This is a genomic window from Methylocystis bryophila (assembly GCF_027925445.1).
Taxonomy (GTDB): domain Bacteria; phylum Pseudomonadota; class Alphaproteobacteria; order Rhizobiales; family Beijerinckiaceae; genus Methylocystis; species Methylocystis bryophila.
Window position 1 is genome coordinate 3,171,852 of sequence record NZ_AP027149.1, and the last position, 16,659, is coordinate 3,188,510.

Genomic DNA, 16,659 nt, shown 5'->3' on the forward strand with positions numbered 1-16,659 from the left:
GTTCGAGAGCTTTCTTACTGCGGCGCGACGACGCTCATGCCTTCGCGGAGTCGATCAGTGCCTTCGGTCACCACTCGATCCCCAGGGGAGAGGCCCGACGTCACCGCGGTAATGTCTTCTTCCGAAGGTCCTAGCACGAGCTTGCGCACGGAAACCTTGTTCTGCGCGTCGACCACCCAGGCGTAGGCGCCCGGGGCGCCCCGCTGCACGGCGGCGTTGGGAATTCTGACCACGTCGCGCAGGGTGCGAACGAGCAAGCGCGCATTGACGAATTGGCTTGGGAAGAGCTTGTTTTCCTTGTTCTCAAAGCTCGCGCGAAATTTCACCATGCCCGTCGTCGTGTCGACTTGGCTGTCGATGGCGTATAATTCGCCGACGCCGAGTTGATGAATATTGGCGCGATCGAAGGCGAAGACCGACAGCCGGCTTCCCGCATTCAATTGCGGCAGAATGTCGGGGACTTGGTCTTGGGGAAGCGGGAAGATCACAGTAATGGGCTGCAGCTGGGTGATGACCGCGAGCGTGCTGTTCGTGGTCGTCTGCACATAATTGCCTGGATCAACGAGGCGCAGGCCGACGCGTCCGTCAATGTGCGAAACGATATGGGCGTAAATCAGATTGAGCTTCTGCTGATCGATCAACGCCTGGTCGGTTTTGACCGAGCCCTCGTATTGCTTGACGAGAAAGACTTGGTCCTCCTCGGTCTGGCGGGCGATGGAGTTCTGCTTCAGGAGCGTCTGATAGCGGCCGAGATTGACCCTCGCCTGTTCGAGCAGGCCCTGGTCATGCGCGAGTTGCCCCTCATATTGCGCTAAGGCGATCTCATAAGGTCGTGGGTCGATCTGAGCCAGAAAGTCGCCCTTCTTGACGATCTGGCCCTCCTTGAACGCGACCTGCGTCAGCTGGCCGCTGATCTGGGTGACGACACTGACGGTCGCGAGCGGCGTCACTGTGCCGAGGCCAATGGCGAAAACCCTTACGTCGCCCTTGCCGATCGTGGCGACGCCCACCGATTGCGGCGGAGCGCCATGGCTTTGGTTTTTCGTCCCGCCCCAGTAACTCCACGCGAGATAGGCGAGGATCGCGAGCGCCGCTCCCGCGAGCGCGAGGCGAGCGTAAGTACGTCGCCTCTGAGCGGGTTGCTCGGTCTGGACATCGCTCGCATTTTCCGACGTCATCGTCTCCACGGGATTCCTCAGCGCTCAGACGCTTACGCTTCATCAAGTTGAGGTCGTCGCGTCAAGCGGCTCGCCCGCAAAATCTCTTACAACGCTGGAACAGATCAAGAGCGTCCGAAAAGTGTCCACGGCGCCATAATTCTGGGGAATTCTCTTGCCACGCCTTGAACCGTCAGCGCGCGGACGACAGCACTCGGCCGGCGGGCTCCAAGCCTCCTCGCCCTCGCTCGACCCGAGCCACGCGTCAATCTCCGCTCGGCTTCGGGACGTCCTTATGGGAAGACAGGGCATGGCCAAGCCAAACTCGCTACGGGGCGCCTCGGAGATTGTCGCGTGAAACACTCAGGATTCGCGCCCTTAGCGCTCGCTTTCGCGCTTTCAGGCTGCATGGTCGGCCCCGACTACGTCAAGCCTCCCGTTCTGACGCCGGAAAAATTCAAGGAGCTCAAGGGCAATCTGGTCAAGGGCTGGAAGCTCGCGGCGCCGCGCGAGAGCGTTGACGCCGGCCCTTGGTGGGCAGTCTACAAGGACCCGACGCTCGACGAGCTGGAAGAACAGGTCGCTCTCTCCAACCAAAATGTCGCCGCCGCGGTGGAGGCCTATGAGCAGGCGCGCACGCTCATTCGCGAGGCGCAGGCCACCCTCTTTCCGACTGTCACCGCCGGTTATGGCACAACGCGCCAATATACGGGCGCAGCGCTGTTCAACTCGGGATCCTCCACCACGACCGCGACTTCGGGCTCAGGCTCCACGAGCAGCACCACCACGACGACTCCGAGCACCACCGGGAACCGCGGCCGCGTAACCGCCACCTACACGGCGCAAGGCACGCTGACCTGGACCGTCGACATCTGGGGCCAGATCCGGCGGCAGATCGAGAGCAATATCGCGGGGGCGCAGGTGAGCGCGGCGAATCTCGCCAACGCCAAGCTCACTGCTCAAGCCGCCCTGGCCACGGCCTATTTCAATCTGCGGGCCGCTTATTCGCTCAGGGACATCCTTGAGCGGACCGCCGCCGAATACCAGCGGACGCTGGACATCACGCGCAATCAATACAAGGCCGGCACCGCGGCCGAGGCCGACGTGGTGGCCGCCGAGACCCAGCTGCTCGCGACGCAGGCCCAGGCGATCAACACCGGCGTCGCCATCGCACAGATGCAGCACGCCATAGCCATATTGATCGGCAAGCCGCCGGCGGATTTATCCCTGCCGCCGATGCGCCTCACGGGGTTCGTCCCCTCTTTCCCGGCGGACGTTCCCTCCGCGCTCCTGGAGCGGCGCCCAGATATCGCAGCGGCCGAGCGCACGATGCAGGAAGAAAACGCGCTGATCGGCGTGGCTGTGGCGGCCTATTATCCCAACATCACGCTCTCGGCGGATCTCGGCTTCACCGGCCATGTTCCGTTGCCGTTCAATCCCGCGCACGAGTTCTGGTCGCTGAGCGCCCTGGCGATGGAAACGGTGTTCGAAGGCGGCATACGCTCGGCGCAAGTCGATTCCGCCACCTCGACCTATCGGGAGAGCGTCGCGAATTATCGCCAGACCGTGCTGACGGCGTTCCAGCAAGTCGAGGATCAGCTCGCGGCGATTCGCATCCAAAGCAAGCAGCTCAAGGTGCAGCAGGAGGCCGTCACAGCGGCAAGAAAGGCGGTGACCTATTATTTGAACCAGTACCGCGCGGGCGTCGTCGCCTTCACCTCTGTCGTCGTCGCCGAGGCGTCGTTGCTTGCGACGGAGCAATCAGCCTTGACGACCCGGCAGGACCTCTTCCTCGCGAGCGTCGCGCTCATCGAGGCGCTGGGCGGCGGCTGGGACAAGTCGCAGTTGCCGGGAGAGTTTGGAGTGCAAACCGGCCCTTCGCTCTTCCCGCAGCGCTGACCGGCTCAAAACACCGTGTCTTACCTGACGATCTTTACGCCTTTCGCATCGTCGACGGCCGTGAGCGTCAATATGAAGCGCGCATTCCGCAGCGCAAGCTTCGTGACATTCCCCCAGTCGCCGTACGAACTCGCATCAAGATTGAAATGCTTTTGCTCGCCCGGCTGAATACCCCCCGGGACGGATAAATCGAAGTCCTGAGAGGCCAGAGGCACGGATCTTCCCGCGTCCTTCAGAACTCCGGTGAGGTAAATCTTGCTAATGGTGACGGCGCTCTTGTTTTTCACCGTAAAGGTAATGGTCGGCTGCTCCAGGCCGCCATAACTTTGAATAACGACATCACGAATCACGAATCTTGGATGTTCAACTTCGACTTGCTCAATCGTCGACGGAGAGGCCGTCTGCAGAGTATTGAACGAGGTTATATCAAAGGCGAAGGCGTCGGCAGACAAGCAAACGCACATAGCAAAAAGCGCGGCGACGCTCTTCGATCCCTTGGCAAAAAAATGAGAGCCGAATTTTCGCATGCAGCACGCTCCGATTTTTCAGAAAGGAGCGCGTTTGCTGCGTTCAGGCGATCTCGCCTGAGCGCAGCGCGATAGAGCCGCCTGTGAGAGCCGCCCGAATTTCCGAACCGCTGCAATATGGATCATGACCGCTGATGATAAGCTTCTGGCAGGCCGATTCAAGCCGTAACTTCTTTCAGCCAGGCCCGAGACCAGGCGCGCCGTCGGCCGCCTCGGCTGTCGCGTCATGCAGCGCTTATCGGGGCGTTTTGAGGAATTCCCCTCTTCAGGCCGCTTTCTACGAGGAACCCTTGCTCACGACGGTCACTTCGCGGGAAATCTTCTCCACGAAGCCCTCGGTCGGCTTGGCCAGCGCCTCGAGAAGATTGAAATAAAAATCGTTGAGCTGGCGGGCCCGGTCCCAATAGTCCCGCCGCGCTCCGTTCAGGAACTCGGTCTGCGCCTCGACCGCTTCGCCGAAGGACCTTACGCCAAGGATTTTACGGGCATAGACCTGCGCATCCTGAAAGGCCTTGCTCGAATAATTCTTTTGGCCCTCGGCCGCGACCTCGAACTCTCTGGTGAGCGCGGCGGGGACGGCGGTCGCCGCTTCAAAGCCTTCTCTGCTCAGCCTCTGCACTCTATCAACATAGTCGAACATGGCTTTTGCTCCTGGGTAGCCGCGCTTCGCCGCGGCGACGTTTCATAAAACGACGCTCGCGGCCGCGGAATGGAGGAAAGTACTTAATCGGCCGGTCTCATGGTCGGGACCGATGCGCTCAAGCGACTCATCGGCTGAAGGGTTCAGCCCCTTTGCGCCGCCGACAACCCGTCACGCTTGCCAAAGGCCCAGGTCGCCCGATTTCTTCCGCATCGAGGGCCAAGCGCCTTCCGCCGACAAGGGCGAGCATAGCGATGAAAGCCTCTTTGACGAACGCGGCGGCGATTGAGAAGGCGATGACCTCGCCGTCATCGGTCTTCGATCGGCCAGATGAGGTTGTCTCGTCCGACCTCCCCACGCCGCAAAAAATTGAAATTCTGCGTCGGTGGCAATTCGACGCGCATGCGCTCCAGCGCGCCACTGATGAAAACATGTCCGGCGGAAATCCCCCGATGCTCGACGAGATCAACGCCGCACTTACAATCGTCGATCCTTCCGGCGCGAGCGCGGGCGCCTTTCGGCGTGCGGCTCAGAAAGCCTGAGTCCAAACTTTGCGACCTTCGCGATTAGAATTCGCTCCTACGATCCGATCTTGTGCAATTTCTTGTCGCTCGAACAATTCCGTCCGAGCGGAAAAGGCGCTAGCATTTGCCGCGCCTTCTCCATCCTTATTGGCTGCCTCGGACCAGTATCTCGAGAAAGTAGCATTGTTCGCCCCGCAGCGCGAACTAGCTGTTGATGAGGGACCCCTAGCCCATGACCGTCCACGGCTTGAAGACCTCTCTCAGCGAATACGGGCCCAGCGAAACGATCACGCGGGTTCTGTCCGCCATCGAGAGGCTTGGGATGACAGTGCTCGCGCGGATTGATCACGCAGCGGCCGCGGCCGAGGTCGACTTGCCGCTACGATCGACCGAAGTCGTGCTATTCGGCAATCCAAAGACCGGCACGCCGCTAATGCAAGACGTCCAGACTATGGGCATCGATCTGCCGCTCAAGATTCTCGTCTGGCAGGACGAGCAGAATAGGACCTGGGTCGCCTACAACGATCCGTTCTGGCTGGCCAAACGGCACACGCTCGCAGAAGGGGCGGCGCCGATCCTCGAGAAGATGGCCCTGGCGCTGGCCAAGATCGTCGACGCAACGTCGCCTTCCCGATGCAATGAGCGAAAGAGCTGATATAACTCCGATCGCGCTAGCGCCAAATTGCGAAGGCAAAACCTCGATGGCGTTCCTTCCTTCGAAGCTTCCCTTGATTCAAGCGCCGATGGCAGGGGCGCAAGGATATGAGCTGACGATCGCCGTCTGCCGCGCCGGAGGGCTGGGCTCCCTGCCCGCCGCCATGCTTTCGGCGGATATGTTGCGCGAGCAAATCTCCTTCGTCAGAGCAAAGACGCAGGCCCCGTTCAATGTGAACTTTTTCTGCCACCTCGAGCCTGCGCCTGATCCCGCCGTCGAGGCGCGTTGGCGCGCTCGACTCGCCGGCTATTACGCCGAAGCCGGGCTCGATTCCTCCCGCGTTCGAGCGGGGCCGGCGCGCGCGCCTTTCGGCGAAGAGATGTGCGCCGTCGTCGAAGAGACGCGGCCTCCCGTCGTCAGCTTTCATTTTGGCTTGCCGCCTCCGGCGTTGCTCGCACGCGTGAAGGCGAGCGGCGCGCTGGTTCTTTCCACGGCCACGACGGTCGCCGAAGGACGATGGCTAGAGGAGCGCGGGGTCGACGGCGTCGTCGTGCAAGGGCGTGAGGCGGGCGGGCATCGCGGGATGTTTCTTTCCGACGACGTAGAGGCTCAACCCGCTCTCTTCTCACTCTTGCCGCAAGCGCGAGACGCGCTGCGCGTGCCGATCGTGGCGGCGGGAGGGATTGCCGATGGGCGCGGCGTTGCGGCGGCTTTTGCGCTTGGCGCCGATGCGGTCCAGATCGGAACCGCCTTTCTTCGCGCGCCGGAGGCGTCGACTTCGTCGGTTCATCGCGCGGCGCTCGCCTCGGCGACTGACTCTGCGACGCGTTTGACGAATGTCTTCACCGGACGCCCGGCGCGTGGGCTGGTCAATCGACTCATCTGCGATCTCGGGCCCATGTGCGGCGACGCGCCGCCCTTCCCTTTGGCGAGCGCCGCGCTCGCTCCTCTGCGCGAAGCGGCTGAAGGCCAGGCCAGCTGCGATTTTTCGCCGCTCTGGGCAGGCGAGGCCACGGCGCTGGCGAGAGAGGAGAAAGCGGAGGCGATCACGCGTCGAATATGGTCCGAGGCTCTTGCGGTCATGGCCAATCTTGGCGCCGCGGAAAAAGTCCCGGTGAACAGCGGTTTGGAGGAGGCTTCAGCGGCCGGCGCTTGATCCGCTCGCCGCCCGCGCTCATGGACCTTGGGCGATCGTAAGGAGGTCTCGAGGCTCGGCGCCGATCTCACATGGATAGAGAGCTGTCTTGTCGACGAGACGGAGATCGGATTGCAATCCGCGCGACGAAGCGCCTTTGGCTGCCGAACGTTTCGCAGATACTCGCTTCAGCGGGCACTGCGTGCAGGGGCAATGATGAATGGAGGCGAGGATCGTTCTGACGCCCGCGCGAATAACTGTGTTCCCTTTGTCGTTCTTCACTCGAATGAAGGTGTCCTCAGGGCGGTCGATCAAGAGCGCCAGAGCCTCGACCTGAGGCCAGCTCGCCTGTACATTGTAAAGCGTCACAACGTCCACCACAGCGGGCGTCTCGCCGCTCCGAACAATTTCCAACGTGAAAGCCGGCATCTCGCACTCCCGCTGTTTCGGAAGTCGCCACCGGCGAGATTGTGCATGGAAACGTCGATGTGTCATCGAGCGCTGCAACATGCCGTAGGCTTGAGCGGGCGGCCAAACCGGAAAACCGCTTCGCGCTTTCCGTGACATGCTTGAGGGCATAGGACGCCGCTTAAGCTCGCGGCGTCCCCACAGCGGGCGCAATTATTACCAATAGCGGCGGTAGGGGCGCCAGAAGCGATTGGGCGCGCAGCGCCCCCAACCGTTCAAGTGCCAACCCGGGCCACAACGCCAGCCGACCTGTTCAATTGGCGCGCCCTTGGCAGAGTCGGACGAAACGAGCGGCATGGCCTGAGAAGCCGTAACGCCGGCGACGGTGATCGCGGCCGCAGCGAGCAGTCTGGTCGTCAGTCTCATATGAATTTCTCCCTTGCCGCCGATTTCAAGCGGCCCGGGAGAGGTAACAATCGATTCATGAACCGATGCTGACCGCCGATGCGCCCGCGCCGGCCTCAGAGCATGTCACGGAAAAGTGCGAAGCGGTTTTCCGGTCATGACATGCTCCAACTTTTTGACTTGGCGCGATTCCTTATCGCTCGAACGATTCCGTTCGAGCGATAAGGAATCGCGCTAGCCAGGGCTAAATCGAAGCAGCCATTTCGTCTCACCCGGGAGAAAGGGAGCCGGGCGGCCCTGCGCCCAATCGCCATGCCCCGCATTGTAGTAAGGCGAGAGCGGATGCCCGCTTTGACCGGTCGGCATGTGGAAAACGCCCTTTTCCTCATGCCCTGGCGAAACGACGAAGCGCTCCGAAGCGCCAAAGCCCGGACCCGCGACGCGCGGCTGGTAAAGGTCGCCGGCGAGAGGCTCGTCGGGCGGATCGAGCCAGGCTCCCAACGCCGGGAGGGCCAAGGTCAGCGCATGCTTGATTCCCGCGCGACAAAACGAGCCCCAGGTGAAAGCGTCGAGCTTGCCGCCGGCCTCGGTCTCGATTTCCGAAAGCAGCTTTTCGAGAGCGGCGTCCATGACTTCGTCCCAACTCTTAAAGCCCGGCGGCACGAGACGCTCGGGCTTCTCGCTGATCAGTCGCCAGGCGGGCTCATCGGCCTGCGGCGTCGCGAAGCGGGCAGCGCCGGGTCTCGCCAAGGGCGTTGCGATGTCCGGCATTCCCGCCATGTAACGGGCATAGATCGACGAGATCAGTTGATGCCGAAAGCTGCGAACGAGGCGATAGCCGACGGAGTCGGGCGCAGCGCGGCCGCCCCAGTTTTCCACTTGCGGGATCAGATCGGCGTAACGGGGTTCATGTGTCCGAGCGCGCAGACGCTGCAGAAGGAGATCCCGCCAACGCTCCAGAACTCCGCCACGATCGTCGAGAGCGATTGCGAGGAGGTCCTGCTCGTCGAAACGCGGCTTGGCCAGGAGCGCGTCTCGAATCTGCCCGGCTCGAGCGCCGTGGGCATATGCGCCGCAGCCAAGCTTTTGTAGTGCTTCGCCGCCGACGACGCGGGCGTTCGCGGTCCAAACGCGCCCGCTTTCAGGGTTGAGGACGGTCGGCGTATCCTGCGTCGAAAGATAACCGCTCCAGCCCTTCTCGCCGTCCGCCCAGGATGCGGGCGTTCGTCCATCATGTCCGAAGCGGCGCGGAATGGGGCTCGTCACCGTCCAGCCGATCGCGCCATAGACGTCGCCGACGACGATATTTTGATGCGGGACGCCAAGCTCATGCGCGACGGCGAGCGCTTCACCCGCGCTTTGCGCGCGTTCCAAGGCCAGCGAGCCTTGGAGATTGACGGCGATCGGATCATGAGCGACCCAGCGATAGGCGAGCTTGCGGCCTTTGGAGTCCAATCCAATCACGGGCCCCCAGATGCTCTCCTCGACCGTCAGCTTTTCGGTCGCGGCGCACGTCGCGCAGAGGGTCTCCTCGAAGCGACGCAGCGGCTTGGGCCCGTCCGGCGTTTGATAACGGTCGGCGTCGCCATCGACCGCTTCAAGGATCACCACATCGCTCGTGTCCACCATGCTGTTCGTGAAACCCCACGCCACGCGGCCGTTGCTGCCGACGACAACGGTCGGCGCGCCGGGCAAGGTCACGCCGGTGATGTCGAGCGCCGGTTCTTCCGCCTTCAGGCGCGCGCGGTACCAGATATTGGGTTCGCGCAGACGCAGATGCATATCGTTTTCGACGATCGCCGCGCCGCTCCCGCTGAGCGCGCCGGCGACCGCGAAGCTATTGCTCCCCGGAACGGCTGGCGCTTCATCGACATCGCCGAAAGGCGCGACGTTCCTCGCGTGCTTCACTCCTTGCGAGGGAAAGGCCGGCGCCGGCAAAAAAGATCCGTCCATCGCAGCGTCGAAACTCGTGCCCCCCGGGAAAAGAAACTCCGCCATCGGCCGCCCGAGCGCTTCGATCGCGTCGCCGCGTCGGCGTTCGGTCAAGCCATCCGGCTCCTGCAGCGTCAGATACATGGCGTAGGCGACGAGGATCGAATCCTCCGTGCGCCAAGGCTGAGGGCCTTTAGCGAGCAGCAGATATTCGAAGGGCGGCGCCGCGAGATCGCCCAAACCTCGATTAACGCCTGCGACATAGGCGTCCAAGATCGCGCGCTCCTCCGGCGCTATTGTTTCCAGTCTGGCGACGGCGCGGTGGCGGAAGCGGTGGAGACGCGCGGCTCTGTCCGCCGGCAGCGCGGCCGGGCCGACGAGCTCCGCGAGTTCCCCGGCGGCGGAACGGCGCTGCAGGTCCATTTGGAAAAAGCGCTCTTGCGCGTGCAGATAGCCGAGCGCCCAGGCGAGATCGGCGCGCGACCGCCCGCTCAACGTCGGCGCGCCGCGGACGTCTCTCGCCACGCTTACGGGCGCGGAAAGACCCGGCGCTTTCACGTCGCCCTCTAAGCGCGGCAGGCTCAGCCGCAAGAGCATGGTCCCCGCCAGCGCCGCGACACAAATTAGGGCGGCGGAAATCGAGGCTAGCGCGATGAGCGCCTTTCGCGCCGCCAAAAGCCTGCGCATCGCTTCCCCTTTCCAGCTATCGCGGCCGATTTTTCGAGGCGTTTCTATGGCCGAGACGTTCGCTCAAATTGTTTTCGAATTGTCACGCACAAATGCTGTGCTGTCCATGCCCCGCTCCCGCTGAAGATGTGGATCGCAAAGAGAAGAGCGAACCGAATGACAATTGCCGCCAAGCCGCCTAAAAAAGAGGCCTCCTCGCCTGCAGACCAGCCGATCTCTCGTGACGATCCCGCGCGCTTCGTCAATCGCGAATTGTCCTGGCTCTCGTTTAATCGACGCGTCTTGGAAGAGGCGTCGAACGAGGCGCATCCGCTCCTCGAGCGCGTGAGGTTTTTGGCGATTTCCGCCTCCAATCTCGACGAGTTTTTCAACGTCCGCGTCTCGGGGGTCATCGAGCAGATCGAGCACGCTCAGACGACCCCGGGGATCGACGGGTTGACGCCTTCTGAGCTTCTCGCTCGGATACTCGAATCGACGGACGAAATGAATCGCGACCAAGAATCCGCCTGGCGAGTCCTGCGACAGAAGCTTGAACAGGTCGGAGTCAAGGTCATTGAGCGGTCTCTCTGGACAGAGGCGGATCTTGAAACGCTGGAGCCTCATTTCAGCAGCCGCATTTTTCCCGCAGTGACGCCGATCGCGATCAATCCGTCGCATCCCTTTCCCTTCATCCCGAACCTGGCTCTATCCCTGGCGACGCAGCTGCTTCGGCGCGAAGACGAACAAGCGCTCTTTGGCCTTGTTCGCATCCCGGGAAAATTTGCTCGCTACGTCCGGCTCGAGGACGGCTCCGAAGGCGTCACGCGTCTCGCGCGGGTCGAAGACGTCATCGCGCAGTTCCTCGATCGGTTGTTCCCGGGCTGCGACATTGGAGAAATCGGCCTTTTTCGTGTCGTGCGCGACCTCGACATCGAATTCGCGGACGCCGAGGTCGAGGATATTATCACCGAGTTCGAAGCCGCGCTCAAGGAACGGCGCCGAGGCAATGTCATCCGATTGGAGATCAGCGCCGCGACGCCTTCTGTTCTGCGCGGCTTCATCGCCTCTCAGGTCGAGATCTCGCCCAAAGGCGTCATCGTCGAGACGGAAAAACTGGCGCTGAGAGACCTTTCGCAGATTGTCGGAGTCGATCGGGCTGATCTGAAGTTCCAGCCTTACACGCCGCGCTCTCCCGAACGCATCAGCGAATTCGACGGAGACTGCTTCGCCGCCATCCGCGCGAAGGACATCATCATTCAGCATCCCTACGAATCGTTTGACGTGGTGCTTCACTTCCTGCGGCAGGCGGCGCGCGATCCGCGCGTGGTGTCCATCAAGCAGACGCTCTATCGGACATCGTCGGACAGCCCCATTGTTCATGCCTTGATGGAAGCGGCTGAGAATGGCAAGTCGGTGACCGCGCTTGTTGAGCTCAAGGCGCGTTTTGACGAGGAAGCCAATATTCGATGGGCTCGGGAGATGGAACGGGTTGGGATCCAGGTCGTTTTTGGATTCCCCGATCTGAAGACGCACGCCAAGCTCTGCATGGTCGTCCGGGAGGAGGAGAATGGCGCGGTTACGACCTACTGCCATATCGGCACAGGCAACTATCATCCCATCACGGCTCGCATCTACACCGATCTTTCGGCCTTCACGGTCGATCCCGCGGTTGGCCGCGATGTCGCCCGCATCTTTCACTTCATCACCGGCTCGGGCGTCTTGGCTCCCCTCGAGCGCCTATACATCTCGCCCGTGACGGCCAAACGCCGCCTGCTCGAGCATATCGAAGCGGAAGCGCAGCATGCGGCGGCAGGTCGTCCAGCGGCGATTTGGGCGAAGTGCAACTCACTTGCCGATCCAGAGATCATTGACGCCCTTTATAGCGCCAGCGCCGCGGGCGTCGCCGTCGAGCTCGTCATCAGGGGCATCTGCTGCTTGAGGCCGGGTGTGAAAGGGTTGTCCGAAAACATCAAAGTGAAGTCGATCGTCGGACGCTTCCTGGAGCATTCCCGCATCTACGCCTTCGGAGACGGCCACGGGCTGCCGCACAAGGACGCAGCGCTCTATATTTCCTCGGCCGACCTGATGCCGCGCAATCTGGACCGGCGTGTCGAAACGCTGTTTCGGATCACGAACGAGACTCTGCACGAGCAAGTCCTCGAGCAGGTGTTGCTCGCCAATCTCTTGGACAATGTCCAGAGTTGGCAAATTCTGGCGGACGGATCGGGCCGGCGGATCTCCGCCTCAACGGGCGAGGAGCCTTTCAGCGCCCAAAAATACTTCATGACAAATCCCAGTCTCTCCGGCCGCGGCGACGCCTTGCTCACATCCGCTCCGCAGCGGCTTGTCGCGCCGGAGGAGCGGAGTGAACCCCGGCCGACTTAGAAAATCTTGCATCCGGACGCTGATCGCGCGTTGAAGGGAGCCCTTCAACGCGCCGTCAATTTTCAGGCCCAACTGTTGAAAGGGCAGCGCATCAAATTCGAGTTGAAGTAGCGGGGATCGTCGGAGACTTCCTGAGCGACCCATTCCGGCAGCTCGAGGACCTCGTCTTCCGCGAGCAGTTCGACTTCCGCGACGATCAATCCGTCGTTCTCGCCGTGAAAGACATCGATCTCCCACAGCTTTTCGCCGAAGCGCCGCCGATATCTCGTTTTCTCGATAATCGCCGGTCCGCAGAGCATGTCGAGCAGGACCATCGCGTCCTCCCGAGGGATGCGATATTCGAACTCGAGCCGGGTGACGCCGCTCGTGGCGCCCTTTACCGTGAGAAACGCCTCATCGCCGGCGAGACGCACGCGCACGACGCAGGCCTCCGCTGAAGACAGATAGCCCTGACGGAACAGCGTCCCCTCGCCCTGCGGAGACCACAAGGAAGGGTCGACAAGAAATTTTCGCTCGATCTCGAGACCCATCTCTTCTCCGCACCTCACGCCCGAGGTCCTGGAGCATGTCCCGGAAAAGTGCGACGCGGTTTTCCGGTCAGGACATGCTCTGAGTTTTTGAATTTGCGCGATTCCTTATCGCTCGAACGATTCCGTGCGAGCGGGAAACGCGCCAGGCGTCGCTGTCGCGCAAGTGTCAACGTCCCGGGCTAGCCCCATTGCGGCGGCATGCCGAGAGCGCTGTAGCACCCGAGCCCGAGACGCCTCAATAATCCGCATTGTTCCGAGGTCTCACGCAGCCGTAATGAGCAAATACGACGCCATCGCGAACCTCCACGCGCCGAGCGCCTTGATCGGCGTCGAGATCATAGACGGCATCGGGATTTTGACGCTCAAGAATCGACGCAAGCTCAACGCGCTGCGCCGGGACATGATGCGGCGCCTCACCGAGAGCCTGGAAAGCTTCGCCGAGGACAAGATCCGCGTGGTCATCCTGCGCGCGGAAGCCGGCATGGACGTCTGGTCCTCAGGCCACGACATCACCGAATTGCCCCGGCCGGGGCAGGATCCCCTGCCCTACGCCGATCCGCTCGAGGAGACGCTGCGCGCGATCCGGGCTTACCCCGGCCCGGTGATCGCCATGGTGCACGGTTCGGTCTGGGGCGGCGCCTTCGACATGGTGCTGAGCTGCGACATCGTCATCGCCGACGAGTCTGCGAGCTTCGCCATCACTCCGGTCAATCTCGGCCTGCCTTACAACACCACTGGCCTGCTTCACTTCGTTGGCAGGCTGAGAGAAAATCTGGTGAAGGAGCTGTTCTTCACCGCAACGCCGATCGAAGCCAAAAAGGCGGCGGAATATGGCGTCATCAATCATCTCGTGCCCTCGGCGCAGCTCGAAACGCACACAATGGAGATCGCACGCCAGATGGCGTCGAAAGCGCCCCTGGCGATGGCCGCGATCAAGGAACAGTTGCGCGTGATCAGCGATTACCAGCCCATCGCAGCCCAGGTTTTCGAGCGCTTACAGGACTTGCGCCGCAAGGCTTATGAAAGCGCCGATTATCGCGAGGGGATCGCAGCCTTTTTGGAGAAGCGTCAGCCTGCTTTCAAAGGCGAGTGACGGCGAAGCGCTCGCCGCTGCCCTCACCGATAAAGCCAGAATCGAAGTTCACAGGCTTGTCGAACAATTCTTTCAATTCTGACTGACATGTTTCATATGCCTGTGCGTTTCTCGCCTTTCGGTCCCTCGCCAAGGATTCCTGCGGACTTCGCCGGCCCCGCCCTGCAGCCGCGCCGGAGCACGAAACCTTCGGCAATGGACTGGAATGACGGACACGGCCCGGGCGCGACGCGCAACTGACATCGCAAGCGCCGACCTTGCGCCGTCTTGCCGCATGCCGGACCAGGCCTCGAGGTCCAGGCCGAGCTTCGCCGCAACGATACCGTCACAAAACTCTTCAATAAGTGTATGACTCATCGCCGAAAACGGTTCCGGCGCGCGGCCGCAAACGCGGCGCCCGAGCGCAAGAGCTGAGGCCGCCTCGAGGCCCATACGGCCGTGAAGCACGGAAGGCGGTCCATCTTGACGCTCGAGCGCAACCCATCTCGTGAAGCCGAAGGGTTCCTGCGGCAGGTCGGCGTTTGGATCGCCGATCGTCTCATTCCAGAAAACCTGCCAAACTTCGTCGTCCCTGCGAAAGTCTTATGGGTGGGCCTGCCAACGCTCATGCTGGCGTCCTTCGTCCTCGAGCAAACCATCCAGGCCGCCACCGGCACGAACAGCGAATGGCATATCCAGACGTTTTTGTGCGCAATGGCGATCGCTCTAACTAATAACGTCGATAATCTGGGAGCCAGAATTGCGTATAGCATTCAGGGAACCCGGGTGAGCACGATTATAAATCTATGGATATCCATAATCACTTTCGTTGTTTCCTTTACGGCCGCCGCTTTTGGCGCTGAAGCAATCGGCTATCTTGGCGCAAGAGCCGCCTCGATGCTCGCCATGGGCTTTCTCGTGGCCATCGGCGTCTGGATGATCATACAGGCGCGCAAGCCAGCGTGGCGCGAGCAAAAGCCTTCAAACAGCGGATCGACGAATCTATTGGCGGTTTTGCTGAAACCGAACCGAGCCGACTTGGACAAGTCCAGACACATCGACTTCAAAGAAGGGACCGTCCTGGGGATCGCCCTTTCCATCAACAACATAGGAGGAGGCCTGAGCGGAGGGATTATCGGCGCCAATCCCTTCGTCGTGGCGCTTCTCTCTGCGCTCATCAGCTTCTCCGCCCTATGGGCGGGAAACTACATGGCTGAGGTCTTCGTCAGAAGGAACATCACCGAGAAAGCGGCGATCGTCGGGGGCGCTTTATTGATCGCGATAGGGATCAAGCAGGTGCTGTGAGTCGCCGTCCCGCGCCTCAGGACGGAGTTCGCGGCAGGCGGGGATAACGGCGTTCGAGATCGCCGACCAATCGGATGATCTGCCTCACACTGGCGCGAACCACTGGGGGCGGGTTTCGGCCGACCCAGCGGTTCAGCAGTTGCGGCCCGCCCGGCAGCAGCATCGCGCCCCCGGCGATGACGAAGGGGAAGCCGATAATACCGGGAAGGACGACGCCGAGCACGCCGACATAGACGAGCACCCATCCGGCGTCGCGCGGAAGTTCATCGATACGCAAATCAGCGGGCTGCTCCTGCTCGCCCTCGCATATAGCGGCGGAGGATCGGGCGCTCGCGGACGTCGCCGAAATCTTTGCTGTCATGCGGAAGGCTCCTTTGGGACGTCATGTCTCGCCTTGCCCCGCCGCGTCAACCTTTTCGAGCGCGATCAGAAAAAGCGGAAATCCGATTTTCGCGTCGAGAGCTCACTACTTTTTTGAAATCAATTCCGCTTTTCGCGCGGGCGCGTGTGCCTCAACGCAACGTGCTCAAGACCGGGACAAGCAGCTCACCCTTTCGATCAGGTGGCTGGCCTTTGGTCCGGCTTCAGCACGCCGCTATTCACCATTTCCTCGAGTTGCTCGAAAATCGCACGATCCTCGCCCTCCAGCACGTAGAAGATCTCGCGCAACTTCTTCTGCCGCCGATTGACCTCATAGCCGACATAGGCGACGCCGATAGCGAGCACGAGGCCCATGACCGCCTCGGTCCACCGTGTTTCGAACATTGATCGGCCTCCATAGGGTCAGGGTCGACGCCCGCGAATAGTCATTCTTCAGTCAGATGTTTATATCCCACTCCGCCGACGATCTCTATCGCCCCGGCGAGGCCCTGCCTGTGCAGATTCGCGCGCACCACTTTCTCCAGATCCTTTGCGGAACGGTTCATCTGCAAGAAGCGCGCGAACATCTGCAGCGCTCGCAACGCCTGGTCCTCTTGGCGCAGCAGGCCGAGATGGAGACGGAAGCCATGCACATGGTGGACCCGGCGCCGATGAATGGCTTGTAGGTCGTGCACGCTGATGATCGGGTCGTGGCCGATCAATCGGCTATGTCGACGCAGCAAAGCGATCGACTGGCCGCGGTCCAGAAAATAGACCTCTTCTTCGTCGTTGAATTCGCGAATGAGGTCTAGATTCTCTCGCAACGCCTTGCGCGCGACGGAGTTCCAGCCCGTGTCAATGACATAGATGCGAAACCGCGCATTCTTGACTTGGTTCCTCCGCGCGGTATCTGCCGCGGGCTGACTGGTTTGCCGAAACTGAGCTCCGTTCGCTTTGACGAACTGCAGGCCCTTCTCGGCCTTACCGAGCGCAGACTGCAGGCGCCCCGACACATCGCTGAAAATCTGCATCTCCGCTCTCCCTTTCGGCCGCGCGATC

The 16,659-nt window shown here is 61.6% G+C and carries 17 protein-coding genes; 7 read left to right on the forward strand and 10 right to left on the reverse strand.

Features of this window, described 5'->3' with window-relative positions:
- Positions 1 to 14 precede the first annotated feature (14 nt).
- Entirely contained in the window at positions 15 to 1,178 is a 1,164-nt protein-coding gene (locus QMG80_RS14775) for an efflux RND transporter periplasmic adaptor subunit (RefSeq protein ID WP_085769867.1), read from the reverse strand.
- 333 nt (positions 1,179 to 1,511) lie between these two features.
- On the opposite strand from QMG80_RS14775, the gene QMG80_RS14780 reads away from it, so the two are divergent.
- A complete protein-coding gene (locus QMG80_RS14780) occupies positions 1,512 to 3,056 on the forward strand; it encodes an efflux transporter outer membrane subunit (RefSeq protein WP_102938036.1) in 1,545 nt (514 codons plus the stop codon).
- Between the two features lie 20 nt (positions 3,057 to 3,076).
- On the opposite strand, the gene QMG80_RS14785 is transcribed toward QMG80_RS14780, so the two are convergent.
- Positions 3,077 to 3,583 carry a hypothetical protein gene (locus QMG80_RS14785; RefSeq protein WP_085769868.1) on the reverse strand — a complete coding sequence of 169 codons (507 nt, stop codon included), beginning with the start codon at positions 3,581 to 3,583 and terminating at the stop codon, positions 3,077 to 3,079.
- Between the two features lie 277 nt (positions 3,584 to 3,860).
- Positions 3,861 to 4,223, reverse strand: coding sequence for a phasin family protein (locus tag QMG80_RS14790; RefSeq protein WP_085769869.1), 363 nt, complete (start codon positions 4,221 to 4,223; stop codon positions 3,861 to 3,863).
- Positions 4,224 to 4,477: 254 nt separating this feature from the next.
- Here QMG80_RS14790 and QMG80_RS14795 point away from each other — a divergent pair, with 254 nt between their 5' ends.
- From QMG80_RS14795 to QMG80_RS14805, 3 genes are all read left to right on the forward strand, one after another.
- The gene (locus tag QMG80_RS14795; RefSeq protein ID WP_085769870.1) at positions 4,478 to 4,765 is read left to right on the forward strand and encodes a hypothetical protein; all 288 of its coding nucleotides are present in this window, start codon (positions 4,478 to 4,480) and stop codon (positions 4,763 to 4,765) included.
- Positions 4,766 to 4,979: 214 nt separating this feature from the next.
- Positions 4,980 to 5,402, forward strand: a complete 423-nt coding sequence (locus tag QMG80_RS14800; protein ID WP_085769871.1) for a DUF302 domain-containing protein — start codon at positions 4,980 to 4,982, stop codon at positions 5,400 to 5,402.
- Positions 5,403 to 5,448: 46 nt separating this feature from the next.
- The gene (locus QMG80_RS14805) at positions 5,449 to 6,558 is read left to right on the forward strand and encodes an NAD(P)H-dependent flavin oxidoreductase (RefSeq protein WP_085769872.1); all 1,110 of its coding nucleotides are present in this window, start codon (positions 5,449 to 5,451) and stop codon (positions 6,556 to 6,558) included.
- Between the two features lie 18 nt (positions 6,559 to 6,576).
- Here the strand turns inward: QMG80_RS14805 and QMG80_RS14810 are convergent, their stop codons facing one another.
- From QMG80_RS14810 to QMG80_RS14820, 3 genes are all read right to left on the reverse strand, one after another.
- Entirely contained in the window at positions 6,577 to 6,966 is a 390-nt protein-coding gene (locus QMG80_RS14810; protein ID WP_085769873.1) for a hypothetical protein, read from the reverse strand.
- 195 nt (positions 6,967 to 7,161) lie between these two features.
- Positions 7,162 to 7,371: a GCG_CRPN prefix-to-repeats domain-containing protein gene (locus QMG80_RS14815; protein WP_085769874.1), complete on the reverse strand. Its 210-nt coding sequence runs from the start codon at positions 7,369 to 7,371 to the stop codon at positions 7,162 to 7,164.
- Positions 7,372 to 7,584: 213 nt separating this feature from the next.
- Positions 7,585 to 9,969, reverse strand: a complete 2,385-nt coding sequence (locus QMG80_RS14820; protein WP_085769875.1) for a penicillin acylase family protein — start codon at positions 9,967 to 9,969, stop codon at positions 7,585 to 7,587.
- Between the two features lie 156 nt (positions 9,970 to 10,125).
- Here QMG80_RS14820 and QMG80_RS14825 point away from each other — a divergent pair, with 156 nt between their 5' ends.
- A complete protein-coding gene (locus QMG80_RS14825) occupies positions 10,126 to 12,333 on the forward strand; it encodes an RNA degradosome polyphosphate kinase (protein ID WP_245300016.1) in 2,208 nt (735 codons plus the stop codon).
- A 62-nt stretch (positions 12,334 to 12,395) separates the two neighbouring features.
- On the opposite strand, the gene QMG80_RS14830 is transcribed toward QMG80_RS14825, so the two are convergent.
- A complete protein-coding gene (locus tag QMG80_RS14830; RefSeq protein ID WP_085769877.1) occupies positions 12,396 to 12,863 on the reverse strand; it encodes a CYTH domain-containing protein in 468 nt (155 codons plus the stop codon).
- 274 nt (positions 12,864 to 13,137) lie between these two features.
- On the opposite strand from QMG80_RS14830, the gene scpB reads away from it, so the two are divergent.
- Both scpB and QMG80_RS14840 read left to right on the forward strand, forming a co-directional pair.
- Positions 13,138 to 13,956 carry a methylmalonyl-CoA decarboxylase gene (scpB, locus tag QMG80_RS14835; RefSeq protein WP_085769878.1) on the forward strand — a complete coding sequence of 273 codons (819 nt, stop codon included), beginning with the start codon at positions 13,138 to 13,140 and terminating at the stop codon, positions 13,954 to 13,956.
- 462 nt (positions 13,957 to 14,418) lie between these two features.
- Positions 14,419 to 15,240, forward strand: coding sequence for a manganese efflux pump (locus tag QMG80_RS14840; RefSeq protein ID WP_199769011.1), 822 nt, complete (start codon positions 14,419 to 14,421; stop codon positions 15,238 to 15,240).
- Positions 15,241 to 15,256: 16 nt separating this feature from the next.
- Here QMG80_RS14840 and QMG80_RS14845 read toward each other — a convergent pair whose 3' ends face one another.
- The 3 genes from QMG80_RS14845 to QMG80_RS14855 form a co-directional block, all read right to left on the reverse strand.
- Positions 15,257 to 15,601, reverse strand: a complete 345-nt coding sequence (locus QMG80_RS14845; protein ID WP_085769879.1) for a hypothetical protein — start codon at positions 15,599 to 15,601, stop codon at positions 15,257 to 15,259.
- Between the two features lie 197 nt (positions 15,602 to 15,798).
- Positions 15,799 to 16,005 carry a hypothetical protein gene (locus QMG80_RS14850; RefSeq protein ID WP_085769880.1) on the reverse strand — a complete coding sequence of 69 codons (207 nt, stop codon included), beginning with the start codon at positions 16,003 to 16,005 and terminating at the stop codon, positions 15,799 to 15,801.
- A 41-nt stretch (positions 16,006 to 16,046) separates the two neighbouring features.
- Positions 16,047 to 16,631, reverse strand: coding sequence for a hypothetical protein (locus tag QMG80_RS14855; protein ID WP_085769881.1), 585 nt, complete (start codon positions 16,629 to 16,631; stop codon positions 16,047 to 16,049).
- Positions 16,632 to 16,659: the final 28 nt, after the last annotated feature.

What these genes read in the sequence shown, in the direction of transcription:
- QMG80_RS14775 (WP_085769867.1), bottom strand. Translation starts at nt 1,178, where the DNA reads ATGACGTCGGAAAATGCGAGCGATGTCCAGACCGAGCAACCCGCTCAG.
- QMG80_RS14785 (WP_085769868.1), bottom strand. Translation starts at nt 3,583, where the DNA reads ATGCGAAAATTCGGCTCTCATTTTTTTGCCAAGGGATCGAAGAGCGTC.
- QMG80_RS14790 (WP_085769869.1), bottom strand. Translation starts at nt 4,223, where the DNA reads ATGTTCGACTATGTTGATAGAGTGCAGAGGCTGAGCAGAGAAGGCTTT.
- QMG80_RS14795 (WP_085769870.1), top strand. Translation starts at nt 4,478, where the DNA reads ATGAAAGCCTCTTTGACGAACGCGGCGGCGATTGAGAAGGCGATGACC.
- QMG80_RS14800 (WP_085769871.1), top strand. Translation starts at nt 4,980, where the DNA reads ATGACCGTCCACGGCTTGAAGACCTCTCTCAGCGAATACGGGCCCAGC.
- QMG80_RS14805 (WP_085769872.1), top strand. Translation starts at nt 5,449, where the DNA reads ATGGCGTTCCTTCCTTCGAAGCTTCCCTTGATTCAAGCGCCGATGGCA.
- QMG80_RS14810 (WP_085769873.1), bottom strand. Translation starts at nt 6,966, where the DNA reads ATGCCGGCTTTCACGTTGGAAATTGTTCGGAGCGGCGAGACGCCCGCT.
- QMG80_RS14815 (WP_085769874.1), bottom strand. Translation starts at nt 7,371, where the DNA reads ATGAGACTGACGACCAGACTGCTCGCTGCGGCCGCGATCACCGTCGCC.
- QMG80_RS14820 (WP_085769875.1), bottom strand. Translation starts at nt 9,969, where the DNA reads ATGCGCAGGCTTTTGGCGGCGCGAAAGGCGCTCATCGCGCTAGCCTCG.
- QMG80_RS14825 (WP_245300016.1), top strand. Translation starts at nt 10,126, where the DNA reads ATGACAATTGCCGCCAAGCCGCCTAAAAAAGAGGCCTCCTCGCCTGCA.
- QMG80_RS14830 (WP_085769877.1), bottom strand. Translation starts at nt 12,863, where the DNA reads ATGGGTCTCGAGATCGAGCGAAAATTTCTTGTCGACCCTTCCTTGTGG.
- scpB (WP_085769878.1), top strand. Translation starts at nt 13,138, where the DNA reads ATGAGCAAATACGACGCCATCGCGAACCTCCACGCGCCGAGCGCCTTG.
- QMG80_RS14845 (WP_085769879.1), bottom strand. Translation starts at nt 15,601, where the DNA reads ATGACAGCAAAGATTTCGGCGACGTCCGCGAGCGCCCGATCCTCCGCC.
- QMG80_RS14850 (WP_085769880.1), bottom strand. Translation starts at nt 16,005, where the DNA reads ATGTTCGAAACACGGTGGACCGAGGCGGTCATGGGCCTCGTGCTCGCT.
- QMG80_RS14855 (WP_085769881.1), bottom strand. Translation starts at nt 16,631, where the DNA reads ATGCAGATTTTCAGCGATGTGTCGGGGCGCCTGCAGTCTGCGCTCGGT.